General features: G+C 69.1%; 19 protein-coding genes. 11 read left to right on the forward strand and 8 right to left on the reverse strand.

Annotation, left to right across the window (positions count from 1 at the left end):
- Window positions 1-2: 2 nt before the first annotated feature.
- Window positions 3-1,490, forward strand: coding sequence for an Asp-tRNA(Asn)/Glu-tRNA(Gln) amidotransferase subunit GatA (gatA, locus tag SCNU_RS01195; RefSeq protein ID WP_009677517.1), 1,488 nt, complete (start codon window positions 3-5; stop codon window positions 1,488-1,490).
- Here the strand turns inward: gatA and SCNU_RS01200 are convergent.
- Together SCNU_RS01200 and SCNU_RS01205 are read right to left on the reverse strand one after the other, a co-directional pair.
- Window positions 1,460-2,704, reverse strand: coding sequence for an alpha/beta-hydrolase family protein (locus SCNU_RS01200; RefSeq protein WP_009677518.1), 1,245 nt, complete (start codon window positions 2,702-2,704; stop codon window positions 1,460-1,462). The two genes, gatA and SCNU_RS01200, sit on opposite strands and share 31 nt — an antisense overlap.
- Entirely contained in the window at window positions 2,701-3,336 is a 636-nt protein-coding gene (locus SCNU_RS01205) for a hypothetical protein (RefSeq protein WP_009677519.1), read from the reverse strand. Before SCNU_RS01205 ends, SCNU_RS01200 begins: the two co-directional genes overlap by 4 nt.
- Before the next feature lie 167 nt (window positions 3,337-3,503).
- Between SCNU_RS01205 and SCNU_RS01210 the strand changes: the two genes are divergently transcribed.
- The 3 genes from SCNU_RS01210 to SCNU_RS01220 all read left to right on the forward strand — a co-directional run bounded on the left by SCNU_RS01210 (window position 3,504) and on the right by SCNU_RS01220 (window position 6,589).
- A complete protein-coding gene (locus SCNU_RS01210; protein WP_009677520.1) occupies window positions 3,504-4,775 on the forward strand; it encodes a sensor histidine kinase in 1,272 nt (423 codons plus the stop codon).
- A gap of 37 nt (window positions 4,776-4,812) precedes the next feature.
- On the forward strand, window positions 4,813-5,454 hold the full coding sequence (locus SCNU_RS01215; RefSeq protein WP_040517306.1) for a response regulator: 642 nt from the start codon (window positions 4,813-4,815) through the stop codon (window positions 5,452-5,454).
- Between the two features lie 103 nt (window positions 5,455-5,557).
- Window positions 5,558-6,589, forward strand: a complete 1,032-nt coding sequence (locus SCNU_RS01220) for an ATP-dependent 6-phosphofructokinase (RefSeq protein WP_009677522.1) — start codon at window positions 5,558-5,560, stop codon at window positions 6,587-6,589.
- Between the two features lie 217 nt (window positions 6,590-6,806).
- Here the strand turns inward: SCNU_RS01220 and SCNU_RS01225 are convergent, their stop codons facing one another.
- The gene (locus SCNU_RS01225; protein ID WP_009677523.1) at window positions 6,807-7,046 is read right to left on the reverse strand and encodes a PspC domain-containing protein; all 240 of its coding nucleotides are present in this window, start codon (window positions 7,044-7,046) and stop codon (window positions 6,807-6,809) included.
- A 127-nt stretch (window positions 7,047-7,173) separates the two neighbouring features.
- Between SCNU_RS01225 and gatB the strand changes: the two genes are divergently transcribed.
- The gene (gene gatB, locus SCNU_RS01230; RefSeq protein ID WP_009677524.1) at window positions 7,174-8,679 is read left to right on the forward strand and encodes an Asp-tRNA(Asn)/Glu-tRNA(Gln) amidotransferase subunit GatB; all 1,506 of its coding nucleotides are present in this window, start codon (window positions 7,174-7,176) and stop codon (window positions 8,677-8,679) included.
- Between the two features lie 16 nt (window positions 8,680-8,695).
- Here the strand turns inward: gatB and SCNU_RS01235 are convergent, their stop codons facing one another.
- Window positions 8,696-9,841, reverse strand: a complete 1,146-nt coding sequence (locus SCNU_RS01235) for a PQQ-dependent sugar dehydrogenase (protein ID WP_009677525.1) — start codon at window positions 9,839-9,841, stop codon at window positions 8,696-8,698.
- 80 nt (window positions 9,842-9,921) lie between these two features.
- Between SCNU_RS01235 and SCNU_RS01240 the strand changes: the two genes are divergently transcribed.
- Window positions 9,922-11,073: a DoxX family protein gene (locus SCNU_RS01240; protein WP_009677526.1), complete on the forward strand. Its 1,152-nt coding sequence runs from the start codon at window positions 9,922-9,924 to the stop codon at window positions 11,071-11,073.
- A gap of 97 nt (window positions 11,074-11,170) precedes the next feature.
- Here the strand turns inward: SCNU_RS01240 and ilvD are convergent, their stop codons facing one another.
- From ilvD to SCNU_RS01260, 4 genes are all read right to left on the reverse strand, one after another.
- Window positions 11,171-13,015: a dihydroxy-acid dehydratase gene (gene ilvD / locus SCNU_RS01245; RefSeq protein WP_009677527.1), complete on the reverse strand. Its 1,845-nt coding sequence runs from the start codon at window positions 13,013-13,015 to the stop codon at window positions 11,171-11,173.
- Between the two features lie 119 nt (window positions 13,016-13,134).
- On the reverse strand, window positions 13,135-13,476 hold the full coding sequence (locus SCNU_RS01250) for a hypothetical protein (protein WP_009677528.1): 342 nt from the start codon (window positions 13,474-13,476) through the stop codon (window positions 13,135-13,137).
- Window positions 13,477-13,536: 60 nt separating this feature from the next.
- Window positions 13,537-14,874, reverse strand: coding sequence for a magnesium transporter (gene mgtE / locus SCNU_RS01255; RefSeq protein WP_009677529.1), 1,338 nt, complete (start codon window positions 14,872-14,874; stop codon window positions 13,537-13,539).
- A gap of 12 nt (window positions 14,875-14,886) precedes the next feature.
- On the reverse strand, window positions 14,887-15,294 hold the full coding sequence (locus SCNU_RS01260; RefSeq protein WP_139025693.1) for a PH domain-containing protein: 408 nt from the start codon (window positions 15,292-15,294) through the stop codon (window positions 14,887-14,889).
- A 286-nt stretch (window positions 15,295-15,580) separates the two neighbouring features.
- On the opposite strand from SCNU_RS01260, the gene SCNU_RS01265 reads away from it, so the two are divergent.
- The 5 genes from SCNU_RS01265 to SCNU_RS01285 all read left to right on the forward strand — a co-directional run bounded on the left by SCNU_RS01265 (window position 15,581) and on the right by SCNU_RS01285 (window position 20,301).
- Window positions 15,581-17,524, forward strand: a complete 1,944-nt coding sequence (locus SCNU_RS01265; RefSeq protein WP_083812521.1) for an acetolactate synthase large subunit — start codon at window positions 15,581-15,583, stop codon at window positions 17,522-17,524.
- Window positions 17,521-18,021: an acetolactate synthase small subunit gene (ilvN, locus tag SCNU_RS01270; protein WP_009677532.1), complete on the forward strand. Its 501-nt coding sequence runs from the start codon at window positions 17,521-17,523 to the stop codon at window positions 18,019-18,021. The genes SCNU_RS01265 and ilvN overlap by 4 nt, the downstream gene beginning before the upstream one ends.
- Window positions 18,022-18,148: 127 nt before the next feature.
- Window positions 18,149-19,150 carry a ketol-acid reductoisomerase gene (gene ilvC, locus SCNU_RS01275; protein WP_175284057.1) on the forward strand — a complete coding sequence of 334 codons (1,002 nt, stop codon included), beginning with the start codon at window positions 18,149-18,151 and terminating at the stop codon, window positions 19,148-19,150.
- 141 nt (window positions 19,151-19,291) lie between these two features.
- Window positions 19,292-19,732 carry an SRPBCC family protein gene (locus SCNU_RS01280; protein WP_009677534.1) on the forward strand — a complete coding sequence of 147 codons (441 nt, stop codon included), beginning with the start codon at window positions 19,292-19,294 and terminating at the stop codon, window positions 19,730-19,732.
- 119 nt (window positions 19,733-19,851) lie between these two features.
- Window positions 19,852-20,301 (forward strand): SRPBCC family protein, encoded by a 450-nt coding sequence (locus SCNU_RS01285; RefSeq protein WP_009677535.1) that lies wholly within the window; start codon window positions 19,852-19,854, stop codon window positions 20,299-20,301.
- The last annotated feature ends 62 nt before the right edge of the window (window positions 20,302-20,363 follow it).

Genomic DNA, 20,363 nt, shown 5'->3' on the forward strand with positions numbered 1-20,363 from the left:
GCGTGAGCGACACCCGCACCGCCACTGACATCACCGGCCTGTCCGCGGCCGACCTGGCAGGCAAGATCGCCGCGCGCGAGCTGTCCTCGGTCGAGGTCACCCGCGCGCATCTGGACCGGATCGCCGAGATCGACGGCGAGCTGGGCGCCTTCCTGCATGTCGGGTCCGATGAGGCGCTCGCAGCGGCGCAGGCCGCCGACGACGCCATCGCGGCCGGCGACGCTCCGTCCGCGCTCGCCGGCGTGCCGATCGCGCTCAAGGACGTCTTCACCACCGTCGACGCGCCGACCACGTGCGGCTCCAAGATCCTCGAGGGCTGGGTCTCGCCTTACGACGCGACCGTCACGGCCAAGCTCCGCGCCGCGGGCATTCCGATTCTCGGCAAGACCAACATGGACGAGTTCGCGATGGGTTCGTCGACCGAGAACTCGGCGTACCAGGTGACCCGGAACCCGTGGGACACCACGCGCATCCCCGGCGGCTCGGGCGGCGGCAGCGCCGCCGCACTCGCCTCGTATCAGGCGCCGCTGGCCATCGGCACGGACACCGGCGGCTCCATCCGGCAGCCCGCGTCGGTGACCGCGACCGTCGGCGTCAAGCCGACCTACGGCACGGTGTCCCGCTACGGACTGGTGGCCTGCGCGTCGTCGCTCGATCAGGGCGGCCCGTGCGGTCGTACCGTCCTGGACACCGCGCTCCTGCACGAGGTGATCGCGGGCCACGATCCGCGCGACTCCACGTCGATCGACGTGGCGATCCCGGACGTGGTCGGGGCGGCGCGCGCGGGCGCCGCAGGTGATCTGACCGGCGTGCGGATCGGCGTCGTCAAGCAGTTGCAGGGCGAGGGCTACCAGGCGGGCGTACTCGAGTCGTTCCAGTCGGCGTGCAAGCAGTTGACGGATCTCGGCGCGACCATCGTCGAGGTGGACTGCCCGCACTTCTCCTATGCGCTCGGCGCTTACTACCTGATCCTCCCGTCGGAGGTCTCGAGCAACCTCGCGCGCTTCGACGCGATGCGGTACGGGCTCCGCGTCGGCGACGACGGCACCCACAGTGCCGACGAGGTCATGGCGCTCACGCGTGACGCCGGCTTCGGCCCGGAGGTCAAGCGCCGCATCATGATCGGCACCTATGCGTTGAGCTCGGGCTACTACGACGCGTTCTACGGTCAGGCGCAGAAGGTCCGCACCCTGATCGCCGGCGACTTCGCCAAGGCGTACCAGGACGTCGACGTGCTGATCTCGCCGACGACGCCGACCACGCCGTTCAAGCTCGGCGAGAAGGTCGACGATCCGCTGTCGATGTACCTGTTCGACCTGTGCACGCTGCCGGTGAACCTGGCGGGCACCGCCGCGATGTCGGTGCCGTCGGGCCTCGCGAGCGACGACGGCCTGCCCGTCGGTCTGCAGATCATGGCGCCCGCGCTCGCCGACGACCGGCTGTACCGCATCGGTGCGGCCTACGAGGCGGCCCGCGGCCCCATCGGCTGAGCCGGCCCGGCACAGCCCGACGGCATGCTCGCGACGGCCAGGCCCTGCTCGACGCCGTAGCGGTGTCCGTGGCCCGTCGGCACCTTCAGCGACCCGGCCAGATCGAGCACGGTTCCGACCATCGACGCGACCGGCAGCCACGGCAGCGCATCTGCCCGCTGCCGGTCGCCGTCGTCTCCGGCGATGCGAGTGACGGGACGCCACAGCAGTGCGGGACGGAACGCGGGAACCGGGTCGTCGGCGTTGGCCAGCACCACGCGGCGTTCACACGACCGCACGTCCTCGACGGTGCCCGCGGGCGGGCCGGCCAGCACCGTGCCCGCGAGATCGACGCCCGAGGCGTTCGCCCACCGGCGGGCGGCGTCGGCACCGACGGCGCCCAGACTCTGCCCGGCGAGGTACACCCGCGGTCGTCGATCCGGCGGAACCGTCGCGAGGCGGCGTTCGACGCTCGCGAGCAGCGCCGTCGCGCTGTCGCCTGCGTGATCCGGGGAGGAGACGAACGCGCGCCACGACGCGACGTCGTCGTACTGCAGTGCGAGCACCCGGACCGAACCGTCGAAGTGGCGGACGAAGCCGTCGACCGCGCCGGCGTCCACCCATCCCGATCCGGTGGGCACGGCGATCACCACGGCCCGCTGGTCGAGGCCGCCGTCGGCGCTCCAGCGCGCCGTCAGCCGGTCGGCACGCTGATCGAACGTGCCGGACTCGGTGAGTGGTCCGTAGATCATCGCCCGACTGTCCGGGACGTCCGGGCCGGACGCCTGCGCCGGTGCGGGCAGGTGGAGGGCGGTGACCGCGACCAGGCTCGCCAACGACCCGCCGACCCAGATCCGTGCGGGCACGACCACGACGGCCAGCGCGGCCACGATCGGGATCAGACCGACGGCCAGTACCCACCCGGTGCCGACCGGTGGCGCGCCGACTGCCGCGCGCACGCTCAGTTCGTGCCGGACCGCGAAACCCAAGACGGCGGAGCTGACCAGCAGACCGGCGCCCAGCCACGCCCCGGACACCGCGGGCGCCGCCCGATTCCGGTATCGATCGACGGCCTGGCCCACCAGCGCGCCGACCCCCATGCCGGCCAGCGTCAGCACCACCCCGGCGACGGTCGCGATCAGCGCCGATTGCGGCAGCATTCCCGGGGCCAGGGCGAGCAGGCGTCCGACGAGGGCGCCGACGGCGACGGCCGGCCGGATCCGCAGGCGGCTCATTTCAGCCCCAACGTTTCCGCGGTGCGCGCCAGATAGCTCGTCGCGATGTCGCCGTTGGTCTCCCGGACCGGCGGTCCGGACCGCTGACGCCAGGTGTTCACGGCGAGTCCGGTGCGTGCGGTCTCGGCGGCTGCGTGGCAGAACGGATCGTCGCACGTGGCGTGCATGTCGGCGATCAGTCGGTCGTCGAGGGCGTTCCGCGCCCACGTGCCCGCCGGTCGGCCGGTCGTGTCCGCGTATCGCAGGAGGTCGTAGCCGAGGTCGTGCGCGCGGCAGGCGTCGGTGAAGCGGTCCGGCAGCGGGATCGGCGACGAGCAGTCCCCGCGCGGATTCACCGGGCGCCCGTCGACCAGGATCGGCGAGTAGCCGAGCCGGGCGGCGAAGTCGGCGGGCAGGTCGCCGAGCGCGTCCGACGGGTGCTCGCCGACCAGGTCGGCGACCACCCGCTCGGCCGGCGTGGCCAGATGCGTCGGTGCGGACACCCGTCCGGTGGTCGCCAGCGCCGAGCTGATCGGCAGCAGCCCGAACACCCCGACGGCCAGCGTCGCACCGGTGAGGAGCCTCAGGGACCATCGGCGGAAGTGATGTCGAACGTCGGATTCGTTGCTGGTCAGAGTGGATTTCTTGGGCATACTCGAACGCTATGAGTCGGGCGTGCCCGCGCGGATCGCCCGCAGTGACGGTATTGCGCACGGTTCCGATGGGGGATCCGGCGGGCCTGCCTCACCCTCCGGGAGCAGGCGGATCTCCCTCTCGTGGGGGAGGCGCCGGGACGGCGGGCCGACCTATCGTCGAAAGAATGAAGTTCCCGTCCGTCGCCACCGTCCGCAGCTCCGTCGAGCGCGTGCACGACCGCCTCCCGCTCGACCGGGTCAGCGACCCCGCGCTGCACCGTTACCTGTCGCGGTGGCAGAACTGGCTCGCCGCCTTGGCAGCGGTGTCGATGATCGCCGTCTGCTGGCCGGTCCTCGGTCAGATCACCCGCATGCCGGGGTTTCTGCTCCCTGTGTTCGCGGTCCTCGGCTGCGGCGGGATCGCCCTCGTGTTCGCCGGTGAGGAGGCGGTCCGGTTCGGCTGGGTCTCGGCGGTCCTCACCTCCGGAGTCGCGACGTTCGTCCCCTCGGACCAGGAATGGCCGATCCCCATCCCGCTCTTCCTGCCGCTGCTCGCGCTGACCTTCGCCGCACTGTGCACGCAGCCGCTTCGCCGACTGCCCGTCGTGGTCGCGGCGACGGTCGGTGTGTTCGTCCTCGGCATGCCGCGCGAAGCGACGGTCGGCTGGAGTTTCGCGCTGGTCGTCGTCGGGATGGGCGTCGCCTTCCTGCGATACCGCGCGCGGTCGCAGCGCGAGATCGCCGAGCAGACCGAGGAGACCGAGGTGCTGCGCGCCCGCGAGGCGGTGCTCGCCGAACGATCGCGCATCGCCCGGGACCTGCACGACATCGTGGCGCACCGGATGTCGATGGTCGTGGTGATGGCGCAGACCGCTCCCTACCGGCTCGCCGCGGCCGACGAGGCGGAGGAGGTCGGTCCGGGTGCGAAGGCGGAGTTCGACGGAATCGCCGACGCCGCCAGGGAATCGCTCGACGAGGTCCGCCAACTGCTCGGCGTTCTCCGTCCTCACGGCGACGACGCGGATACCGTGGCGCTGGCTCCGGTTCAGGGACTCAGCGACCTCAGCGAGCTGATCGAGGGCGTGCAGGCGGTGGGGGTGGACGTCGAGCTGACCGACACCGCCGATCACACGGTGGTCGCGCAGACCGTCGGCGCCGCGGTGTACCGGATCGTCCAGGAGTCGGTCACGAACGCCACCCGGCACGCGCCCGGCGCGGCGATCGCCGTCCGGATCGAAGCCGACCCGGTGCACGAGGGACGGCTCGACGTCGAGATCGTCAACGGCGTCCCGACGCAGGCGGTCGGAGCGACGGTCGGCGGCGGACACGGCATTCTCGGGATGACCGAACGCGCCCATGCGGTCGGCGGAAGTCTCACGGCCGCAGCGCGTCCCGGCGGCGGCTTCGCGGTCCGCGCCTCCCTCCCGGTCAGTCCGGCGACGCGAGCGGTCGCGTGACGCGGCGGCGTCGAAGGCGTCGTCTAGGCTGAGCTCCGTGCCGACAACCGTGCTGATCGCCGACGACCAGGCGATGGTCCGCGCCGGATTCGCCGCACTGCTGGGCGCCGCCGACGACATCACCGTCCTGGGCGACGCGGCCGACGGGCTGATCGCCGTCGACGAGGTGCATCGCCTCAAACCCGATGTGGTCCTGATGGACGTGCGCATGCCGCGACGCGACGGACTGTGGGCCGCCGAGCAGATCATCTCCAGCGGATCGTCGACCAAGGTCTTGATGCTCACCACGTTCGACATCGACGACTACGTGTATTCGGCACTCCGCATCGGCGCGTCGGGATTCCTGCTCAAGGACGCGCCCGCCGACGAACTGGTGCGCGCGGTGCGGGTGGTCGCGGCCGGCGACGCACTGCTCGCACCGTCGGTCACCAAACGGCTGATCGAGCAGGTGACCTCCCGGACCACGCGGAAGGCGACCGCGGCCGCCGAATCGCTGACGCCCCGCGAGCTCGAGGTGCTGCTCACCGTCGCCGACGGCAAGTCGAACGGGGAGATCGCCGACGAACTGTTCGTCTCGGAGCAGACGGTCAAGACCCACGTCAGCAACATGCTGACGAAGCTCGGCCTGCGGGATCGCGCGCAGGCGGTCGTGTTCGCGTATGAGAACGGCTTGAAGTAGGTCGGTCACCGGGGGCGGCGGAAGTCGCTGACGCCCTGCCGGATACCGCGTTTCGTGTTGTGATTGACACCGAACCCGACTTCCGACGAGAGGGCCGTGATCGATGGCACGAATCGGCATCCTGACTTCCGGTGGCGACTGTCCGGGCCTCAACGCGGTGATTCGCGGCACGGTCCTGCAGGGCCGGACGGTGCACGATCAGGAGTTCGTGGGCTTCAAGGACGGCTTCTGGGGTCTGGTGTACGGCGAGGCGATCGACCTCGACCGGTCGGTGGTTCGCGGGATCTCACAGCAGGGCGGAACGATCCTCGGCACCAGTCGGTTCGGACCGTACACCGAGCCCGACGGGGGACCGGAGAACATCAAGCGGGCGCTGGAGCGGATCGGGGTCGACGGCGTGATCGCGGTCGGCGGTGACGGCACCATGGCCGCCGCGAACCGTCTGCTGGGCGACGGGATTCCGGTGGTCGGCGTGCCGAAGACCATCGACAACGATCTGCAGGCCACCGACTACACGTTCGGTTTCAACACCGCGGTGGAGATCGCGACCGAGGCCGTCGATCGGCTGCGCACCACTGGCAACTCGCACAAGCGCTGCATGGTGCTGGAGGTGATGGGCAGACACGCCGGCTGGATCGCGATGTACTCCGGCGTCGCGGCCGGCGCTCACGCGATCCTGATCCCCGAACAGCAGGAGTCGCTGGAGCAGGTCTGCGAGTGGGTGCTGAGCGTGCGCGACCGCGGCCGGTCGCCGATGGTCGTGGTGGCCGAGGGATTCAAACTGCCCGAGATGGATGAGGCGCACTCGCACAAGGGGATGGACGGATTCAACCGTCCTCGGCTCGGCGGCATCGCCGAGATCCTGGCGCCGCTCATCGAGGAGCAGACGGGGATCGAGACTCGGGCCACGGTACTCGGGCACATTCAGCGAGGTGGCGTGCCGAGTGCCTGGGACCGGGTGCTCGGCACCCGCTTCGGTCAGGCGGTCAGCGATCTCGTCGCCGACGGTCAGTGGGGCCAGATGGTCGCGCTGCGCGGCACCGACATCGTCCGAGTCCCGTTCCACGAGGCCGTGGGCCACACCAAGACCGTGCCCCTCGACTACTACCGCGGCGCGCGCGCGATCTTCGGCTGACGCCGCGACGGGTCTCGGAAGGCTGTGCCCGACGAGTGTGTGCGAAGGTCCGCCCCAGCCTCGCCTGCCGCCCCCGGCTGATCGAGTAGCCGCGGCGTATCGAGATCCGCACATCGACGGATGACAACCCTGAGGCGAGCCTGGAGTGCTTGTGCCGTTGACTGTGACCACCATGTGGTCACGACCAACGGCACAAGCGAACAGCCCGGGGCCGGCTCTAGCTCTTCGGGATGATGATCCAGAGCAGGAGGTACAGCAGCACCTGGGGGCCGGGGAGGATGATCGACGCGACGAACGCGACGCGGACCCAAGTGGAGTCGACGCCGAAGTACTCGGCGATGCCGCCCGCCACGCCGCCGAGCATCTTGTCGGAACTCGACCGGGTCAGGCGGCGCGAAGGCCGGCTCGGTTCGGGGTTGTACGCGCCGTCGGCGCCGGGGATGCTGGGATCGGTCATGGCGTTCTCCTGTGTGGCTCGCGGTGATCTCGGTGCGGGCGAGGGCCCATGACTCCAACGTAGGTTCGCGGGCGGTATCGGGCATCGGGAAGCACCCTGAGTTCGGCCCCCAGATACGATGGACGCCATGAGTGCGGCTATCGACGAACTGATGGACTTCGACGACGTCATCGAGACTTACGACCCGGTCATGGGCATGGAGGTCCACGTCGAGCTCGGGACGGCGACCAAGATGTTCTGCGGTTGCCCGACGACCTTCGGCGGCGAGCCGAACACCCAGGTGTGCCCGGCCTGCCTCGGCCTCCCCGGCGCGCTGCCGGTCGCGAACGCCAAGGCCGTCGAGTCCGCGGTCCGCATCGGTCTGGCGCTGAACTGCTCGATCCGCGAGTCGAGCGTGTTCGCGCGGAAGAACTACTTCTATCCGGACCAGCCGAAGAACTACCAGATCAGCCAGTACGACAAGCCGACGTCGTACGACGGCTATCTCGACGTGGTCCTCAGCGACGGCACCACTTGGCGCGTCGACATCGAGCGGGCACACATGGAGGAGGACACCGGCAAGTCGCTGCACATCGGTGGCGCCACCGGTCGCATCCACGGGGCCAGCCACTCGCTGCTCGACTACAACCGTGCGGGCGTGCCCCTCGTCGAGATCGTCACGCGCCCGATCGAGGGCGCGGGCGAGCGGGCCCCGGAGATCGCTCGCGCCTACGTGACCGCCCTGCGCGATCTGCTGAAGTCGCTGAACGTCTCCGACGTCCGCATGGACCAGGGGTCGATGCGCTGCGACGTGAACCTGTCCCTGATGCCCAAGGGCGCGGCCGAGTTCGGCACCCGCACCGAGACCAAGAACGTCAACTCGCTGAAGTCGGTGGAGACGGCGGTCCGCTTCGAGATGCAGCGTCAGGCCGCGATCCTGTCGGCGGGCGGTGAGATCGTTCAGGAGACCAGGCACTTCCACGAGGCCGACGGCACTACGTCGGCGGGTCGCCGCAAGGAGACCGCGGAGGACTACCGGTACTTCCCGGAGCCGGATCTGCCGCCGGTCATCGCGAGCCCGGAGTGGGTCGAGGGCCTCCGCGCCACGCTGCCCGAGCTGCCGTGGGTCCGTCGCGCCCGGATCCAGGAGCAGTGGGGGGTGTCCGACGAGGTGATGCGCGACCTGGTGAACGTCGGCGCCGTCGACCTCATCATCGAGACCGCCGAGGCCGGCGCCTCCGCGGACGCGGCCCGCAGCTGGTGGGTCTCGTTCCTGGCCCAGCAGGCCAATACGCGCGACGTGGAGCTCGCCGAACTGGCGATCACCCCGAAGCAGGTCGCCGAAGTGATCGGCATGGTCGACGAGGGCAAGCTCACCAACAAGCTGGCGCAGCAGGTGGTCGTCGCCGTGCTCGACGGTGAAGGCGAGCCCGCCCAGATCGTCGCCGACCGCGGGCTCGAAGTGGTCCGCGACGACTCGGCGCTGCAGAAGGCGGTCGACGAGGCACTGGCGGCCAACCCCGACATCGCGGACAAGATCCGGAGCGGCAAGGTGCAGGCGGCCGGAAAGATCGTCGGCGACGTCATGAAGGCCACCCGTGGCCAGGCCGATCCCGCCCGGGTCAAGGAGCTGGTGCTCGCCGCCTGCGAGTGATCGCCGCCGGCGGACGCTACGTCAGGTCCTCGCCCGCCTTCGGCATGTAGATCGCCACGCGGTCGTCGTAGCTCTTCACCGGCGCGCCCGAGGTGGCCTTGTTGACCGTTGCGAGCTGCGTCGCCTGACCGCCGAGCGCGGTCATCCGGCCCACCGCGCCGTACGTCTTGCTGAAGTCCTGCGGGTTCGGCCTGCCGACGGTCAGGCTTCCGTTGGCGGGCCTGATGAAGGTGTCGATCCGCTTGGCCCCGGCCACAGACACCGCGATCCAGCTGTCGCCGACGGCGCAGCCGCTGACGCCGGGGCGGTCGGGCCAGGTCCACAGCGTCTGCAGGCCCTTGGGGCCGACCAGCGACAGACGGTCGCCCGCAGCGCCGCTGTCGGCGACGAAGAGCTGGCCGTCGGCGCCCGGGGAGGGGCACAGCGCGACGTCGGAGCCGAGCCCGGTCGCGCGGATGTCGGGTTTCGGGTCGGCCACGTTCGGGTCGATCGAGAAGATCTTGCCCGCCAGCGAGCCGCGGTCGCTCGCCGCGGCGGGGTCGCCGGCGTCGCCGGTCGCGACGACCAACTCGGTCGGGGACGCGAACGAGATGGAACCCATGTTGCCGGTCGCGCCCTTCGGGATGCCGGTCAGGATCGGCTTCACCGATCCGGTCGGCGCGATCCGCACCACCCGGTTGTCCGAGCCGGTGGTGACCAGTGCGTAGATCATCTGGTCCTCGACATACGTCGGCGACATCTCGAAATCGATCAGGCCGCCGTCGCCGGAACCGTCGACGTCGACGCTGGCGACGACCCGCTGCGGGCCGTATCGCTTCGACAGGATGATCTTGCCCGTCGTGCGTTCGGCGACGTACGTCGTGCGGCCCGACGGGTCTGCGGGACGGACGCCGCCGGTGGACGCGAGGCAGGTCGCGATGACGGCGGGATCGGGGTCGACGCACGGACCGGTGGGCGGCGGGCCGCCGCCCTGGTCGTCGGACGGAGGCTGCGGGGCCTGCTGCGGTGCGCGTTCCATCGTCGGCGGCGCAGTGAACGAACCCTGGTCGGCGGCCTGGTCCTCCTGGGAGAAGTCGGCGCACCCCGTTGCGGCCAGCGCGACGGCGATCGCGGACGTCACGGCGAGCAGAGCGCGACGGGCGGCGCGGGAGTGCGATGGCATTCCACCACTCTAACTATCGTTATCAAATCGTCGGGTGCCGCTGAGCCCGAGTCCGCACTGTCGGCCATAGAGTCGGTGATGTGAGTAGCGCCGAAGACAAGCCCTCGGTCGGCGGAGATCCGCAGACGGCGGGGAGCCCGTACGACGAACCCACCCAGGCGATCGAACGGCCGCGGGTGCGTCGACCCAAGCCGGACAACGACAGCTTCTTCGACAAGCACGGCCGTCGGCCGTCGCCCGGGGTGCAGAACGCCATCGACGAGAAGGCCGCACGGGACGAAGCCGCCGACGTCGACGCCCCGACGGAGACGCTGCCGGTGACCGAGCCCACCGAGCCTGTGTCCACGGTCGGCGCCGACGAGGGGGACGACGCGAAGACCGCGGTGATCGTCAGCTCCGGCGCCGAAGCGGCCGCCGAGAACCCGGTCAAGAAGAGTTCGTCGGACGAACCGGTGCACACCGAGCCCTTCGTGGACGAGGACGACCGGAGCGAGGAACCGGAGGACCGGAGTCGTTTCGCCGAGCATCTCACCGAGCCGCCGCTGCCGTACATCGAGCCGCAGCCGACGACGCCGATCGATCTGGACGACGAGTACGAGGCCGGCGGACCGATCGTCGACGACGCCGCCGAGCCTCCCGTCGTGGGCGATGTGCCTGTGGCCCGCCGGGGCACCATCGACCTCGGGCTGTTGATCCTGCGCATCGCGGTCGGCGTCACCTTCACACTGCACGGTCTGCAGAAGCTCACCGGCTGGATGAACGGGCCGGGACCGGACGGGTTCGCACAGTATCTCGCCAACCGTCCGAATCCGGCGCTCGGCTTCCACGACAGCGCGACGACCACGCTGGCCCTGGTGTCCGGGGTCAGCGAGACTGCGGGCGGGATCCTCCTGATCCTCGGGCTGCTGACGCCGATCGCCGGCGCCGCGCTGCTCGGCGGCATCCTGGTCGCGATGGCCTACAAGGCGACGCTCGCCGGCGGTCTGTGGTTCTTCACCGCTGACGGTGCGGGCAACGGTCTGGAGTTGGAGATCCTGTTGGCGGCGGCGTCGGCCGCGTTGATCCTGACCGGCCCGGGAACGTACTCGTTCGACCGTCGTTGGGGGTGGTCGCGCCGCCCGTCGTGGGGTTCGGCCGCCTGGGTGATCGTCGCGATCGGTGCCGCGGTGGCGGTGTGGATACTGCTGAACGGTGCGAACCCGCTGCACTCACCGGGCAACCCGACGACCTGATCGGCACCATGGCCTTGGCCGAAAACGCTTATGCCGTTCTCCGTGACCCGAATCGGGTCACGGAGAACGGCATAAGAATTCTCGCTGGGGCGGTGCGTCAGTCGACGACGCGGACGGCGCCCTTGTCCGCCGACGTCGCCAGCTTCGCATACGCGCGCAGCGCCTTGGAGACGGTGCGCTGACGGTCGCGCGGGGTCCACGGGTGCTCCGAGGCCTCCATCTTGGCGCGACGCTCGGCGAGCGTCTCGTCGTCGACGAGCACCTTGAGTGTGCGGGAGTGGACGTCGATGAGGATCTCGTCACCGTTCTCGACGAGACCGATGTCGCCGCCTGCCGCCGCTTCGGGGGAGGCGTGGCCGATGACCAGGCCCGACGATCCGCCGGAGAACCGGCCGTCGGTCACGAGGCCGCAGTGCTTGCCCATCCCCGTGCCCTTCATGAAGGCGGTCGGGTGCAGCATCTCCTGCATACCGGGGCCGCCGGCGGGGCCCTCGTAGCGGATCACCAGCACCTCGCCCTTCTGCAGTTCCTTCGACAGGATCGCGTGGACGGCGTCCTCCTGGCTCTCGACGACGCGCGCCGGACCCTGGAAGTGCCAGAGCGACTCGTCGACGCCCGCGGTCTTGAGGATCGCGCCCTTCTCGGCGATGTTGCCGTGCAGGACGCACAGGCCGCCTTCGACGGTGTACGCGTGCTCCTTGTCGCGGATGCAGCCGTCGGCGGCGTCGGTGTCGAGCGACTCCCACCGGTTCGACGTCGAGAACGGCTGCGTGGTCCGGACGCCGCCGGGGGCGGCGTGGAACAGTTCGATCGCCTCGTCGATGGCGGTGCCGCTGCGGATGTCCCAGTCGGCGAGGTATCCCTCGAACGTCGACGCGTGGACCGGGTGGACGTTCGTGTTCAGCAGGCCCGCGCGATTCAGCTCGCCGAGGATCGCGGGGATTCCGCCTGCGCGATGCACGTGCTCCATGTAGTACTTCGGGGAGTTCGGCGCGACCTTCGCCAGACACGGGACGTTCCGCGAGATGCGGTCGATGTCGTGGAGGTCGAATTCGACCTCGCCCTCCTGCGCCGCGGCGAGGATGTGCAGGACGGTGTTGGTGGACCCGCCCATCGCGACGTCGAGGGCCATGGCGTTCTCGAACGCCTCACGGGTCGCGACGTTGCGGGGGAGGACCGACTCGTCGTCGTCCTTGTAATAGCGCGTCGCGATGTCGACGATCAGCTCGCCAGCCTTGGTGAACAGATCGCGGCGGGCGGTCTGGGTGGCGAGTGTCGAGCCGTTGCCGGGCAGTGACAGGCCGAGGGCCTCGGTCAGGCAGTTCATCGAGTTCGCGGTGAACATGCCCGAGCAGGAACCACAGGTCGGGCAGGCGGACTGCTCGACCTCGAGCAGTTCCTTGTCGTCGACGTTGCTGTCCGCGGAGGCGGAGATCGCGTCGATCAGGTCGGTGCCCGGACGGACGACGCCGTCGATGACGACGGACTTGCCCGCCTCCATCGGTCCGCCCGAGACGAACACGGTGGGGATGTTCAGACGCATCGCGGCGTTGAGCATGCCGGGCGTGATCTTGTCGCAGTTCGAGATGCAGACCAGGGCGTCCGCGGTGTGCGCGTTGACCATGTACTCGACGGAGTCGGCGATGATCTCGCGGCTGGGGAGCGAGTACAGCATGCCCCCGTGGCCCATCGCGATGCCGTCGTCGACGGCGATGGTGTGAAACTCCTTCGCGACGCCGCCCGCAGCGCGCACGGCGTCGGCGACGATCTCGCCGACGTCCTTGAGATGCACGTGACCCGGAACGAACTGGGTGTACGAGTTGGCGATCGCGATGATCGGCTTCCCGAAATCGTCGTCCGTCATTCCGGTGGCGCGCCAGAGGGCGCGGGCGCCGGCGGCTTCACGGCCGACGGTGGTGGTGCGAGACCGCAGGGCTGGCATGAATTCCTCGCTAGAAGATCGCTGAACTGGACCCGGTCGGGCTGACGAACGGGCTGTCACCCGAGTTTACGCCCAGCTGTCCAATGCTATTTCCGGCGTGCGCCGGACCTGCGCGAGGCTCAGCGCAGACGTCGGTGCGCCGCCGCTGCAAATCTGGACAGCCACGGCTCGCGCTCGACCTGATCCGGACGTTTCTGCAGGCTCTGGAACTTGGTCACGAAGCCGGCGATCGCCCGCTGTTCGCCGGCGGCGTCGCCCATCGGATCGGCGACTTCGACGAGCACGACGGTGCCGGGGCCGATGTCGAGTTCGTCCCAGCAGACGGCGAGGTTCTGTGCGAGCACCCGGCGGTCGCCGACCGTCAGATGGATGCGGGATGCGTAACGGGTCGTCTCCCAGGTGAGTTCCTCCGCGGCGTCCGCGTCGAGACGACCCTCCGCCGTGAACTGCTCAAGGTGCATACCTCGACCGTAACGCCGATGTCTGCCCGCCGCGCGTGTGGCGACCATCGCCGTCGACCCTCAGATGCCGAGGACCACCTTGGCGATGGAGAAGTAGATGATCAGGCCGGTCGCGTCGCAGAAGGTGGAGATGAACGGTGTCGAGAAGACCGCGGGATCGACGTGCACGGCGCGCGCGATCAGCGGCATGATCCCGCCGACGGTGGCGGCGACCGTGCAGATGGAGACGATCGTCAGTCCGATCACCGTGCCGATGCCGAAGTCGTAGACCAGACCGGCGACGAGGAAGCCGAGGAGCCCCAGGGCCGTGCCCATCGTCACACCGACACTCATCTCCTTGCCTGCGACCCGCAGCACGTCCGACTTGGCGACCTCGTCGGTGGCCAGGGCGCGGGTCACGGTGGTCGCCGCCTGCGAACCGGTGTTGCCGCCGATGCCGGTCAGCAGCGGGATGAACAGCGCGAGCGCGACCCGCTGTTCGAGGGTCCCCTCGAAGATCTCCAAGACGTTGACGGTCAGGATGGCCGAGATCGCGAGGACGAACAGCCAGACCACCCGGGCGCGGGTGATCGCGAACGTCGACGCCTGCAGGTACGGGGTCTTCAGCAGTTCGCGGGCACCGGCGCGCGCCTCGTCCTCGTCGCGCGCCGCTTCCACGACCTCCGCCGCGTCGTCGAGGGTGAGGACACCGAGGAGACGGTCTTCGTTGTCGACCACCGGCATCGCCATGATCGATCGGTCGATGCACCGCTGGGCCGCCGACTCGGCGGGCTCGGCGGCGTACGCGAAGATCGGCGACTTCGTGTAGTCCTCGACCCGCACCTCGGGATCCGACAGCAGCAGGTCGCGGAGGCTGACCACGCCAACCAGACGTCGCTGGTGGTCGACGACGGGCACCGTGTAGATCGTCTCCGCGTCGCGCCCGCGCACCTTGATCCGATCGATTGCGGCGGCGCAGGAGTCGTCCGGGAAGACGTGGACGAACTCGGGGCTCATCCGCCGGCCGACCGATCCCCGTTTGAACCCGAGGACGACGGCCGTCGCCTCGCGTTCGGCGGGGGACAGGCTGCGGATCAGCGCCTTCGCGACGTTGGCCGGCAGTTCGTCGAGCAGTTCGGCGCGGTCGTCGGGATCGAGGTGATCGAAGGCGTCGGCGACTTCGGCGGTCCCCAGGGACCGGATCAGCGCCGCCTGCGCGCTCGAGCTCAGGTCGTCGAAGACCTGGACGGCGTCGTCCTTGGCGAGGAGGCGGAACGCGATCGTCCGATCGCTCGCGTCGACGGCGTCGAGCATGGCGGCCGCGTCCTGCGGTGCCAGTCGGGACAGTTCCTGGCCGACGTAGGCCAGCCGGCCGTCGTCGAGCGCGCTCTGCAGGGCCCGGGCGGTCAGTGTCGTCATCGGTCCCTGTGGTCAGTGGGAGGCCAGGCGGGCTTCTCGTTCAGCGGCGAACGGATCGGGGATACGACCGCCGCTCGCCTTCGACAGTGCGGGCAGGTCGGAGAATCCCACCGCGGGCAGCCGGAACTCGGTGCCGTCGTGCGAGACGAGGCGGACCGCGCCCCAGCGCGGGAAGCGGATGCCGTCCACGTCGTGCCAGGGGAGTCGGTGGGTGCTGAACGTGCCGACGGCGGTGACGCCCTGCTCGTCGACCTCGGTGCGCAGTCGGTGAATCCACCAGGCCAGCGCGATCGGCACGACGACCGTCCAGGCGAAGCCCGCCACGGAGACGCCCATGAGCATCACCACGAGCAGGAACCCGATCGGGACGGCGAAGTACGCGAGGCGTGAGATGGAGAAGACCCTTGACGATTCAGCCATATCTCCCAGTGTCTCACGCATTCGGGGCGCGCATCGTCGCGCATGTCGTGTCATCGTCTTCGCCGGGTCGAGGTGATTTGACGGGACGGGTCGCGCTGGCCTACTTTGTCCTGGTGATGAATCAGAAGCTTCTCGTAGTAATCGGTCGGCGCGTCGACGCCTGATCGGTCACTTCGTGGACCTTCAGATACCAAACACGACGCGCCCCTCGCACAGCCTCGCTGGCGGGGGTTTTTTCTTGCCGGGAGTCGGAAGAGAAGTCCCTCCGGACCTGATCGAGAAGCGCATGGAAGAGCACCCACAAGAGGATGAGGATCGTGCAGTGAGTACTCCAACAGCACGCGGGTCGTCGACCCGACCGCAGTCGCCGTCCACCGAGGGCATGCGCTCGCCGGACGCCGTCGTCGCACCCGAGCGAGTCACGGGCGCACAGTCCGTGGTCCGATCGCTCGAAGAACTCGGCGTCGAGGTCGTGTTCGGCATTCCGGGCGGCGCAGTGCTCCCGGTCTACGACCCGCTGCTCGACTCGCAGCGCGTCCGTCACGTCCTCGTCCGTCATGAGCAGGGTGCGGGCCACGCCGCCACCGGCTATGCACAGGTCGCCGGTCGTGCGGGCGTGATGATGGCGACCTCGGGCCCGGGCGCGACCAACCTGGTCACCCCGCTGGCCGATGCGCAGATGGACTCGGTCCCAGTGGTCGCGATCACCGGCCAAGTCGGCCGCCAGCTGATCGGCACCGACGGCTTCCAGGAGGCCGACATCTCCGGTATCACCATGCCGATCACGAAGCACAACTTCCTGGTCAGCAGTGCTGCCGAGATCCCGCGCATCATCGCCGAGGCGTTCTACATCGCCGAGTCGGGCCGCCCCGGCGCCGTCCTCGTCGACATCCCGAAGGACATCCTGCAGGCGCAGACCACGTTCTCCTGGCCGCCGCAGTTCGAGCTGCCCGGGTACCGTCCGGTCACCAAGCCGCACGGCAAGCAGATCCGCGAAGCCGCGCGCCTGATCGCGCAGGCTCAGCGACCGGTGCTGTACGTCGGCGGCGGCGTCATCAAGGCCGAGGCGTCCGAGGAACTGCGTGAGCTGGCCGAGCTGACCGGCATCCCGGTCGTCACCACGCTGATGGCGCGCGGTGCCTTCCCCGACAGTCACGATCTGCACATGGGCATGCCGGGCATGCACGGCGCCGTCGGCGCGGTCGCTGCCCTGCAGCGCAGCGACCTGCTGATCACGCTCGGCGCCCGGTTCGACGACCGCGTCACCGGGCAGCTCGACTCGTTCGCGCCCGACGCCAAGGTGATCCACGCCGACGTCGACCCGGCCGAGATCGGCAAGAACCGCGAGGTCGACGTGCCGATCGTCGGCGACGCGAAGGCCGTCATCGTCGATCTCATCGAAGCCATCCGCGCCGACCTGGCCGCGGGCGGCTCCAAGCCGGACATGACCGACTGGTGGGAGTACCTGCGGGACATCCGCAACACCTATCCGCTGAGCTACGACAAGCAGTCCGACGGCTCGCTGTCGCCGGAGTACGTCATCGAGCAGCTCGGACGCGCGGCGGGACCGGACGCGGTCTACGTCGCGGGCGTCGGTCAGCACCAGATGTGGGCCGCGCAGTTCGTCAAGTACGAGAAGCCGCGCACGTGGCTGAACTCGGGCGGCCTGGGCACCATGGGCTACTCGGTTCCGGCGGCCATGGGCGCCAAGGCCGCAGCTCCCGAGAAGGAGGTGTGGGCCGTCGACGGTGACGGATGCTTCCAGATGACCAATCAGGAGCTCGCCACCTGCGCCATCGAGGGCTTCCCGATCAAGGTCGCGCTGATCAACAACGGCAACCTCGGCATGGTCCGTCAGTGGCAGACGCTCTTCTACGACGAGCGCTACTCGAACACCGATCTGGCGACCCACTCGCGGATGATCCCGGACTTCCTGAAGCTCGCCGAGGCGTTGGGCTGTGTCGCGTTCCGCGTGGAGCGGGAAGAGGACGTCGCCCCGACCATCGCCAAGGCGCGGGAGATCAACGATCGTCCGGTCGTCATCGACTTCATCGTCGGCAAGGACGCACAGGTGTGGCCGATGGTCGCCGCCGGAACCGGCAACGACGAGATCATGGCCGCACGCGACATCCGGCCGCTGTTCGACGACGAGGAGTCGGCCGCCGACCCGGTCGAGATCCACGACACCATGAATCGTGAGCAGGCCACGAGCGAAGGGAACCAGCAGTGAGCACCCATACTCTGAGCGTTCTGGTCGAGGACCGTCCGGGCGTTCTGGCCCGCGTGTCGGGCCTGTTCTCTCGCCGCGGATTCAACATCGAGTCGCTGGCCGTCGGCCCCACCGAGCTCAAGGGGATCTCGCGGATGACCATCATGGTCTCGGTGGACGACTTCCCGCTGGAACAGGTCACCAAGCAGCTCAACAAGCTCGTCAACGTCATCAAGATCGTGGAGCAGGAGCCGGCGAACTCGGTCTCCCGCGAACTGATCCTGATCAAGGTGCGGTCGGACGCGTCCAACCGCAACGAGGTCATCGATGTGGTGAATCTGTTCCGCGCCAAGGTCGTCGACGTCTCTCCCGAGTCGCTGACCGTCGAGGCCACCGGAACCTCCGACAAGCTCGAGGCACTGCTCCGGATGCTGGACCCGTACGGCATCCGCGAGATCGCGCAGTCCGGCGGAGTCACGCTGGGCCGCGGGCCCAAGAGCATGTCGGCCAACCGCTGACCGAATCCGGTCGACCCCCGTCGCGGCCGGTGTCACACTGACACGGTTCAATGGTCACGACACACAAACACACACCTAGTACTCACACCTAAGTACGTATTGAAGGGATTTAACTGTGGCAGTCGAGATGTTCTACGACGATGACGCCGACCTGTCGATCATCCAGGGCCGCAAGGTCGCGGTGATCGGCTACGGCAGCCAGGGCCACGCACACTCGCTGTCGCTCCGCGACTCGGGCGTCGAGGTCGTCATCGGTCTGCGCGAGGGTTCGCCGTCGCGTGAGAAGGCCGAGGAGCAGGGCCTGAAGGTCATGGGCACCGCCGAGGCCGCCGCATGGGCCGACGTCATCATGCTGCTGGCGCCGGACACCAGCCAGGCCACCATCTTCACCAACGACATCGAGCCGAACCTCAAGGACGGCGACGCGCTGTTCTTCGGTCACGGCCTCAACATCCACTTCGGCCTCATCAAGCCGGCCGCGAACATCACCATCGCGATGGTTGCACCGAAGGGCCCGGGCCACCTCGTCCGCCGTCAGTTCGTCGACGGCAAGGGTGTTCCGGCTCTGATCGCCGTCCACCAGGACCCGAAGGGCGAGGGCCAGGCGCTGGCGCTCAGCTACGCCAAGGGCATCGGCGGCACCCGCGCGGGCGTCATCAAGACCGACTTCAAGGAAGAGACCGAGACGGACCTCTTCGGCGAGCAGGCCGTGCTCTGCGGCGGTACCGAGGAACTGGTCAAGACCGGCTTCGAGGTCCTCATCGAGGCAGGTTACGCGCCGGAGATGGCCTACTTCGAGTGCCTGCACGAGCTCAAGCTCATCGTCGACCTCATGTACGAGGGCGGCATCGCCCGCATGAACTACTCGGTGTCCGACACCGCTGAGTTCGGCGGCTACCTGTCGGGTCCGCGCGTCATCGACGCCGACACCAAGGAGCGCATGAAGGCGATCCTGACCGACATCCAGGACGGCACCTTCGTCAAGCGCCTCGTCGCCAACGTCGAGGGTGGCAACTCCGAGCTCGAGGGCCTCCGCAAGGAGAACGCCGAGCACCCGATCGAGGTCACCGGCCAGAAGCTGCGCGACCTGATGAGCTGGGTCGATCGCCCGATCACCGAGACCGCTTAGGTTTCGGCGGACCGACTCCGCACCACGTCCGACGACCCCGCACCCGATGGGTGCGGGGTCGTCCGCGTTCACCCCGCCGACGCTCGCTACGATGCTGCGCAGCGCCGCAGGACGGCCTGCGCGCAGCAGAAGGGGAGAGCAATGGGTGAAGTCCGGCATCAGGCAGTGATCCGCAGTCCGCGCGAATCGGTGTTCGCGTATGTGGACGACTACCGGAACGTGCCCGAGTACATGTTCGGCGTCGGCCGCTTCACGCCGACCACCGAGGTGACTCAGGGCAAGGACTCCGAGTTCGAGACCGCCATCAAGGTCGGACCGAAGGAACTGACGTCGACGGTGCGGTGCGTCGACTGGGTCGAGGGCGAGTTGATCAGGCTCGAGTCGGTCAAGGGGTTCGGCGCCGACACCGCGTGGTCGTTCGCCGACGGCGACGAGCCGGGCACCACCGTGCTCGACGTGGTGTTCGGGTACACGCTTCCCGGCGGCCTCGCCGGGAAGGTTCTCAGCGGGCTGATCGGCCCGTTCGCCGAGCAGGGCGTCAAGCACACGGAGTCGAAGATCCGCGCGGCGCTGGAGGTCTGAGGACACACCCGGGGGTTGTCGCGACGTTGCCATTGCTCCATGGCATCGTGGTGACCACAACATCGGACACTGCATCGCGTCCGATTGTCCCGCAACCGAACGAAGCCCAGGAGCAACCCATGCCGGGAGTCCGCCAGACCGTGACCACCGAGGCGCCGCGCGACCGCGTATTCGCCTACGTCGATGACTACCGCCACGTGCCGAGCTGGATGTTCGGGGTCACGAAGTTCACCCCCGTCACCGAGCAGACCTCCGGCCTCGGCGCCACCTACGAGGCGTCTATGAAGATCGGTCCCAAGAACCTCAAGTCGACTCTGCGGGTCACCGAGTGGGTGGAGAACGAGACGGTGGTCCTCACCTCCATCGCGGGGTTCGATGTGCAGACCGGCTGGCGGTTCGCGGACGGTGACGACGGACGGACGGTCGTCGATGCGTACTTCGATTACCGGCTGCCGGGCGGACTGGCGGGCCGGGCGCTCGGTGCGATCATCGAGCCGGTCGTCGGCCAGGCGGTCAAGCAGACCGAGTCCGCGCTGCGAGCGGCGGTTGAGGACGGCGACGCCGCCTGACCGGGCACAGCAAAGAGGCCGGGCCCCGAGACTTCGTCAGTCTCGGGGCCCGGCCTTCTCCG

It is taken from the genome of Gordonia neofelifaecis NRRL B-59395, assembly GCF_000192435.1.
In the GTDB taxonomy this organism is placed as follows: Bacteria; Actinomycetota; Actinomycetes; order Mycobacteriales; family Mycobacteriaceae; genus Gordonia; species Gordonia neofelifaecis.